Origin of the sequence: Citrobacter sp. (assembly GCF_050252275.1) — a bacterium.
Lineage (GTDB): Bacteria > Pseudomonadota > Gammaproteobacteria > Enterobacterales > Enterobacteriaceae > Citrobacter_A > Citrobacter_A amalonaticus.
The window spans coordinates 1-8,229 of record NZ_JBFWLF010000209.1 but is presented as its reverse complement, the minus strand read 5'-3'; the positions used below and the strand labels follow the sequence as shown (position 1 = coordinate 8,229).

5 protein-coding genes are annotated in these 8,229 nt (G+C 54.0%); 1 reads left to right on the top strand and 4 read right to left on the bottom strand.

Annotated elements, in window-relative coordinates; genetic code table 11:
• Positions 1–2,401: autotransporter outer membrane beta-barrel domain-containing protein (locus tag AB7E14_RS16535; protein ID WP_428169686.1), on the top strand; the 2,401-nt coding region annotated here is incomplete at its 5' end.
• A gap of 108 nt (positions 2,402–2,509) precedes the next feature.
• On the opposite strand, the gene AB7E14_RS16530 is transcribed toward AB7E14_RS16535, so the two are convergent.
• From AB7E14_RS16530 to AB7E14_RS16515, 4 genes are all read right to left on the bottom strand, one after another.
• Positions 2,510–3,097 (bottom strand): helix-turn-helix transcriptional regulator, encoded by a 588-nt coding sequence (locus AB7E14_RS16530; protein WP_044269019.1) that lies wholly within the window; start codon positions 3,095–3,097, stop codon positions 2,510–2,512.
• A 15-nt stretch (positions 3,098–3,112) separates the two neighbouring features.
• A complete protein-coding gene (locus AB7E14_RS16525) occupies positions 3,113–3,808 on the bottom strand; it encodes a flagellar brake protein (protein WP_044328010.1) in 696 nt (231 codons plus the stop codon).
• Positions 3,809–4,343: 535 nt separating this feature from the next.
• Complete coding sequence (locus AB7E14_RS16520) at positions 4,344–7,490, bottom strand: CusA/CzcA family heavy metal efflux RND transporter (RefSeq protein WP_316961932.1); 3,147 nt, start codon at positions 7,488–7,490, stop codon at positions 4,344–4,346.
• A gap of 11 nt (positions 7,491–7,501) precedes the next feature.
• A partial coding sequence (locus AB7E14_RS16515; protein ID WP_428169685.1) for an efflux RND transporter periplasmic adaptor subunit occupies positions 7,502–8,229 on the bottom strand: 728 nt, incomplete at its 5' end.

Below are 8,229 nucleotides of genomic sequence, written 5' to 3'. Positions count from 1 at the left end.
CGGTCTGACCCTGCGCTTCTGGGACGGCACCGGCGGTGAAAATGGCGAACTGAAAAACAACGGCGTGATCAACGGCGGCGATGGTATCTGGCAATCCAGCCACGGCAACGATAACTGGACCACCGATGAATCCACGCCAGAAGGCGCGCTGAACGCCCCGTTCACCGATGCCGCGTTCGCCGTTTTCCAGGGGGTGGCAGGCAATGTCACCGTGGATAACAGTCTGGGCGATGTGATCATCAGCGGCGCGCAGTTTGCCACCGATGGCTACCGCGTAGCGGGCGATGCCATCACCACCAACACCGCCAATACGCTGATTCGCGTCGGCGACGGCACCGTCGATGGCGCAGGGTATATCGCCACCATCGACAGTGAGATCCGCGGCGCCGGTGGCGTCAATAAGAGCGACCTCGGCACGCTGATCCTGACCGGCGAGAACAGCTACAGCGGCGGTACAACGATTACGGCAGGGACACTACAGGTTTCCGGCGATAAAAACCTCGGCGCAGCCAATACCGGGATCACCTTTAACGGCGGCACGCTGAAGTATGACGATGCGTTTAATACCGCCCGCCAGGTGACGCTGGAATCCGGCGGCGGGACCTTCGACACCAACGGCTTCAACGTCGAACTATTGACCGACGTTGAAGGCAGCGGCCAGTTAACGAAAACCGGTCAGGGTACGCTCATGCTCACACTCGACACCTCCTACACTGGCGGCACTCACGTCGTACAGGGCACGTTGCAGTTGGGTAATGGCGGTGAGATCGGCAGCGTACAGGGCGATATCATCGCTGACGGCATACTGGATGTGAAACGCTGCAACAGCTACACCCTGAGCGGCAATATCAGCGGCGAAGGACAGCTCCACCACACCGGTAGCGGCATCACCACGCTGGAAGGCGCGAACAGCTACAAAGGCGCAACGCTTGTCGCCAACGGGGTTCTGCAGGCCGGTGGCGCCAATACGTTGAGCGCAGCGTCCCATCACATTGTGGCGAGCGAAACCACGCTGAAAACGCAAGGTTACGACCAGACGGTCGCCGGATTAACCAACGGCGGCAATGTGTCGCTGACGGGGGCGGCGATCGGTTCCGCGTTGACGGTGAAAGGCGATTACAGCGGCAAAAACGGGACGCTTGAATTAGCCGCAGCGCAGAACAGCGGCGGTCAGGGCATTGCGGACCGACTGGTGATCGATGGCGGTAAGGTCAGCGGCAGCACGCTGCTGAAAGTAGACGGTTCAGGGCTGGGTGCGCCGACGGTGGGAGACGGGATCGAAGTGGTGACGGCGAAAAACGGCGCCACCACCACGGCACAATCCACGCGTGACGGCTTCTATCTGGCGAATAACCGGATGTCTGCCGGGGCGTTTGAATACCAGTTGTATGCCGGCAACGCGAAAGGCCTGGGCGAAAACTGGTACCTGCGCAGTGAATACCGCCCGGAAACCATGCTCTACTCCGGTCTCGCCAGCGTAGTGCGTCAGGGCGACCTGAGCCTGTTAGGCAATATGCACCAGCGAATGGGGGACGACGTACGACCGGGTCTCGATGAAGACCACCGTGCATGGGCGAGAATGATTGGCTACTCCGCTAAAACCAAACTGGACGACATCACCGGCACGCAGACCACCAGCCATACGATGGGGATTCAGGCAGGGGTTGACCTTTACGCGGATACCAGCTGGAAAGCTGGTGTCTACACCAGCATTCTGGATATCGACAGCAGCGTCAAAGGCAGCCACGCGGGTAGCGCGGGTAAAGGCGGTAACATCGATGACAACGCGTTTTACGTGGGCGGTTATGCTACCTGGTTCTCCACCGATGGCATGTATGTGGATAACGTCCTGCAATACGGTAACCATGACGCTCGCCTGTCGGCATCCGGAAACAAGGGTTCCCATACCGTGAAAGGCCATACGCTGACCGCCTCGACGGAGATCGGCAAAGCGTTCCGCTTAGGAGCAAGCGCATGGAGTCTGGAACCCCAGGCACAGCTGATCTATCAGTACAGCGATTTTGATGACAGCACACTGGGCGGCGCGACGAAGACGAAGGTCAGACTCGATACTGCCGATGCCTTTACCGCCCGTGTCGGGCTGCGACTGAAAGCTGACTATGACACCCGTCACGGTAAGATTCAGCCATATGGTCGCGTCAACCTGTGGCAGGGACTGGGGTCAAAAGACAAAACCCACTTCAGCAATGCGGTTGCCACCACAACGCTGGAATCTTCGCAGCAGTACTCCAGTACCGAAGTGGCCGCAGGTCTGAGCTGGAGCATCGACCGCGATCTGCAGGTGTACGGCGAACTGGGAACGCAGTTCAACAACGGCGGGCATAAATCGCAGGTGGAAGCGCCAGTCAATGCCTCCATTGGCTTTAAAAAGTCGTTCTGACAACCGCTGAGGGAATCAGGCCGGGTGAAGGCAATGCCTCACCTGGCCTACGTTGTTCAGGATAGCTGTAGGCCTGATAAGCGAAGCGCCATCAGGCTGATGATAAACTCAGGATAAAAAAGAGAACGGATGGTTGAATCTGACGATCAGTTTATTCAGTTCAGTCGAATGGGCCAGACCCAGCTTCGTGATGATTCGCATTTTATGCGTCTGTATCGTTTTATAGCTCACACTGATCAGATCCGAGATTTCATTTGGTGAATATCCACTCACCAGCAAACTGAGGATTTGCTGTTCACGATCGCTCAGCCGTTTTTGTGAACGGAATAAGCGGGGATTCCAGCACTCCCCCGTCAGGGTCGTCAGTCGGCCAAAATCACGCAGCGGTGATTTATCGGTCAGCACAATCACTTTTTCGACATACAGTAACTCAATGCACAATTTCGCCAGACGGTCATCGGCAATCACCACCACGGCATTATCGTAAACTTTAAAGCGGTTCTTATTTAAATAGCTGACAAAATCAGCGTAGGACTGTTCGTGGCTGATGATATTAAAAATCATCATCCGATGGCGATAGCGTGCAGAGTAATCTACCATCACCTGCCAGGGGACGTCCGTCACCTCAGCATTTTTACTTTTTAAATACGTTGAGACACTGCTACCGACAAAATCTTCATTTCCACACATCAACATAAAGTTCACCTTCCTTTATAAACTTTTTAATTTATTACTCATCAAAAAATGAATAATGACCTTTTCGACATCCAACGCGTCGCGTGGATGTTTGAATTCGAACTTGCAGGAGATCTGCTGACAGGAATAAAGCTGATTGTTTTCATCAAATTCGTTGATAGCAACAACGTTGACGACCCGGAGATCGCAATGCAAACGACCAAACTGTTCAAAATCCAGAGATGCCCCTTTAATCAGCGCATTTTTATAAAGAAAGCGGGTGTTTATTTTCTGTGAGATCAGCGCGCAACCGCCGCGAGAGATATTCTTAATCTGCAGCAAGTAATTCTCACCATTTTTATAGCGTCCAGAACAGTAGAAATGATACCCCTTTAAAAAGGAGAAACGCTGATGCTGGCGGCGCTGAACCAATAAGATCACTTCAGGTATGCGATACGCCAGTCCGCACTCCAGTTTATCGGTCAGCGACTGACTGAACCGGGCATTGAACCGGATAATGCCGCTGTCGCTGTGCAAGATAAAAGACTGGATTGAAGAGAGTGGGATGTTGCTGTTGTTGGTAATCACGAAGTAGTCGAAGTCAACCTTTTCTAATTGAGTGACCACGCTGGTGTCTTTAAATTTCAGTTCTACCTTCGTTTTCCTGAGAAGCTCTTCGCGAATAATGGCCACGATCTCAAATTTATTGTCCTTTGCCATCCCAAATCCCATAGTAAAATCCTTATTTTATATTTCAGATACTTCTCATTCGTGTTTAATGATAAAAGGCTAAAACTGGCTCCCGCAGATGGTTTTTTGATTACCATAAGGGATTACCTTTCAGATATTTCGCATGATATTAAGTTTTTGACTATTTTTACTGATTAATTGATATGTAAAAACATTCAGTGAAGTGTAAAAGTGGCCCGCATTATGCGTAAAAGAGAATGAACTTAACGAAAACTTGATAACAAAAATGAATAAAATGCGATTAACTGCACGATCCTGAAATATAAAACTGATGTTTACACTATTTGCAACACAAGGATGCGGGTTGTGCTTTTTATGCACAACCCGCTGAGAGGTAACGGCAAAATTAAATATCAGAGGGAACGAATAGCAATAACGGGAGATTCAGAAAGGGATAACGCTTATCATCAGAAAAAGCATTTTACAGTATTGCAGAATATGTCAGAAAGAATGAAAAATCACCGTTAAAATGATTTTTCCGGCCCGCTTCATTTCAGCAGGCCGGATGATGAAGATGTTAACGGGATATTTTACGGTGACGATGTATCCACATCAACTTATAAGCCGCAGGGATAATAAACAGTGACAGTAGCGGCGCCGTAATCATACCGCCGATCATGGGCGCAGCAATCCGGCTCATCACTTCCGAACCGGCTCCTGTCCCCCACAAAATCGGCAGAAGACCGGCAATGATCACCGCTACGGTCATCGCTTTGGGTCGTACCCGTAGCACCGCCCCGTGATACAACGCGTCATCCAGTTTCTCTGCGCTGAACGTCTGCGGGTTGTCCAGTGAAGGATCGGCCTCAATGGCATGGCGCAGGTACATCAGCATGACCACGCCAAATTCCGCAGCGACCCCCGCCAGAGCGATAAACCCGGTTCCCGTCGCCACCGACAGATGAAATCCCATCCAGTACAGGAACCAAATCCCACCCACCAGCGCAAACGGCACGCTGGTGATGATCAGCAGCGCTTCTCCGACCCGGCGGAACGCCAGATACAACAGGACGAAGATGATCATCAGCGTCATGGGCACCATCAGCTTCAGCTTATGGTTCGCCCGCTCCAGCAATTCAAACTGACCAGAAAACGCGACGCTGGTACCGGGCTTCAACTGAACGTTATCGGCAATCGCCTGTTTCAGATCGTTAACCACAGAGACCATATCCCTGTCGCGCGCATCAATGTAGATCCAACTGGTGGGCCGTGCGTTCTCCGTTTTTAGCATCGAGGGCCCCGGCGTGATGTTGATTGTGGCGACATCCCCCAGCGTAATTTGTTGCTTCATCGGCGTCAGGATTGGTAACTGGCGCAGCGCCTGCGGGCTGTCCCGGAAGCTCTGCGGATAACGCAGATTGATCGGATAACGGGCAATCCCCTCAACGGTCTCCCCAACCATCGCCCCACCGACGGCAGAGGTAATAAACAACTGCACGTCACCCACCGTCATGCCGTAGCGGGCTGCTTTCTCATGGTTGATATCGATGTTGAGATAGCGACCACCTTGCAGACGCTCAGCGAGCGCAGATGTTACGCCAGGGACGGTGCGGGCAACCTCTTCAATCTGCTCGGCCATCGCGTCGATATCGGCCAGTACGTTACCAGAGACTTTAATCCCAATCGGACTCTTAATCCCGGTAGAGAGCATATCAATACGGTTACGAATCGGCGGCACCCACAGGTTTGCCAGCCCTGGCAGACGAACGGTGTTGTCCAGTTCCTCGATGATTTTTTCCATCGTCATTCCCGGACGCCACTGATCCTGCGGTTTGAGCTGAATCGTGGTTTCCACCATCTCCAGCGGTGCCGAATCCGTGGCGGTTTCCGCTTTCCCGGTTTTGCCAAAGACCCTGGCGACTTCCGGTACGGTCATGATCAGCTTATCGGTTTTCTGTAACATGCTTGCCGCTTCTGCCGCCGAAATCCCCGGCAGCGTGGACGGCATGTACAACAGATCGCCTTCGTTAATCTGCGGTAAGAACTCGCCCCCCACTTTACTCAGCGGCCAGGCCACCGTCAGGATCGAGAGCCCCGCCACCAGCAGCGTGACTTTCGGCCAGTGCAATACTTTCAGCAGTAGCGGATGGTAAATACGGATCAAAAAGCGGTTAAGCGGGTTGCTGCTTTCCGCCGGAATTTTCCCGCGGATCCACAGCCCCATTAGGATCGGGATCACCACGATCGCCAGAAACGCCGCCCCCGCCATCGCATACGTTTTGGTGAACGCCAGCGGCCCGAACAGGCGTCCTTCCTGCCCTTCCAGAGTAAAGATGGGAATAAAAGAGAGCGTGATGATCAGCAAACTGATGAACAGCGCCGGACCAACCTCTACAGAGGCATTGGTGATCACCGTCCAGCGCGTCTCGTTATCTGGCACTTCGCCCGGATGCTGGTGTTCCCACTCTTCCAGCCGTTTATGCGCATTTTCGATCATCACAATGGCGGCATCCACCATCGCCCCCACGGCGATAGCGATCCCGCCAAGCGACATAATGTTGGCGTTCAGCCCCTGAAAATGCATCACGATAAAGGCGATACACAATCCCAGCGGCAGCGAGATGATCGCCACCAGTGCGGAACGCACGTGCCAGAGAAACAGTGCGCAGACCAGCGCCACGACGATAAACTCTTCCAGTAGCTTATAGCTGAGGTTATCGATGGCGCGGTCAATCAACTGACTGCGATCGTAGGTGGTCACCACTTCCACGCCTTCCGGCAGACTACTTTTCAGCGTCTCGAGTTTATTTTTAACCGCCGAGATCACCTCACGCGCATTTTTACCGGAGCGCAAGATAACCACCCCGCCAGCCACCTCTCCCTCGCCGTTAAGTTCGGCAATCCCCCGGCGCATTTCCGGGCCTGTCTGCACTCTCGCCACATCCCGCAGGTACACGGGTACCCCGTTTTCCCCTGACTTCAGAACGATATGATTGAAGTCATCCAGCGTTTGCAGATACCCGCTGGCGCGGACCATGTATTCTGCTTCCGACAGTTCCACCGATGAGCCGCCCGCCTCCTGGTTAGAGGCATCCAGCGCACCTTTCACCTCCGACAGGTTGATGCCGTACTGAGCGAGTTTCATTGGGTCGATCACCACCTGATACTCTTTCACCACACCACCCACGGAGGCCACTTCCGACACATTCGGGATAGTTTTTAACTCATATTTCAAAAACCAGTCCTGCAACGAACGCAGTTCCGCCAGGTCGTGCTTACCGCTGCGATCAACCAACGCATACTCGAAGATCCAGCCCACGCCGGTGGCGTCTGGCCCCATTTCCGCGCTGACGCCCGCCGGGAGCTTACCCTGCACCTGGTTGAGATATTCCAGCACGCGAGAACGCGCCCAGTACGGATCGGTGCCATCTTCAAAAATGACATAGACATACGAGTCGCCAAACTGCGAGAAACCGCGCACAGTTTTTGCGCCGGGTACGGACAGCATGGTGGTGGTCAGCGGATAGGTCACCTGATTCTCGACAATCTGCGGCGCCTGTCCCGGGTAGCTGGTTTTGACGATCACCTGCACGTCGGACAGGTCGGGCAGCGCATCCACCGGCGTGTTAACGATGGTCCAGGTCCCCCAGACGCTGAGAAAGAGCGCGCCAATAATCACCAGAAAACGGTTAGCGACCGAGCGGCGAATAATCCATTCAATCATCTGCGTTCTCCTCAGTGCGCATGGGCCGCAGGATCGGGCATCGCCGACGGTTGCTGCGCGCGCATCCGGTCTAACGCCCCCGAGATGTTGGCTTCTGAATCAATCAGGAACAGGCCGCTGGCAACCACCTTCTCACCTTCAGCCAGCCCGGAACGGATCGCCGTTACCCCCTGCGAGGCCTGGAAGACAGAGACGGCTTTAGGGACAAAACGCCCTTCACCGTCCACCGTGATCACCCGCTGCTCGCTGCCGGTATCGATCAGCGCTTTAGACGGGATCAGCAACATCGGCTCACTTTCTGTTTTCAGATTAAGATAAGCGTTCATCCCCGGTTTCAGCGCTTCGTCGGGGTTATCGACTTCCAGGCGCAGTTGCAGCGTTCGGGTGGTGGCGTCGGCGCTGGGCAACAGCGTCCACTTGCGAACGGTGAAGGACTTGTCCGGACGCGCCGGAACGGTCAGCGAAAACGGCGACGCGTCTTTAATCAGCCACGCGATGGATTCAGGCACCGCAGCGGTTACCCATACTGGATCTATCCCCTGAATTTTCGCGACCACGTTATCTTTGGCGATGTTCATGCCAGCACGTAAATCAAAAGCGGTAATTACTCCGTCAATGGGTGCAGTAAGGATAAAGCGGGTCTGAATTTTGCGCGTTGCAGTCAAACGCCGAATATCTGCTTCTGGCATTCCGGCCAGGCGCAGCCGCTCCAGAATCCCCTCAACCTGGGTTGCCGTGC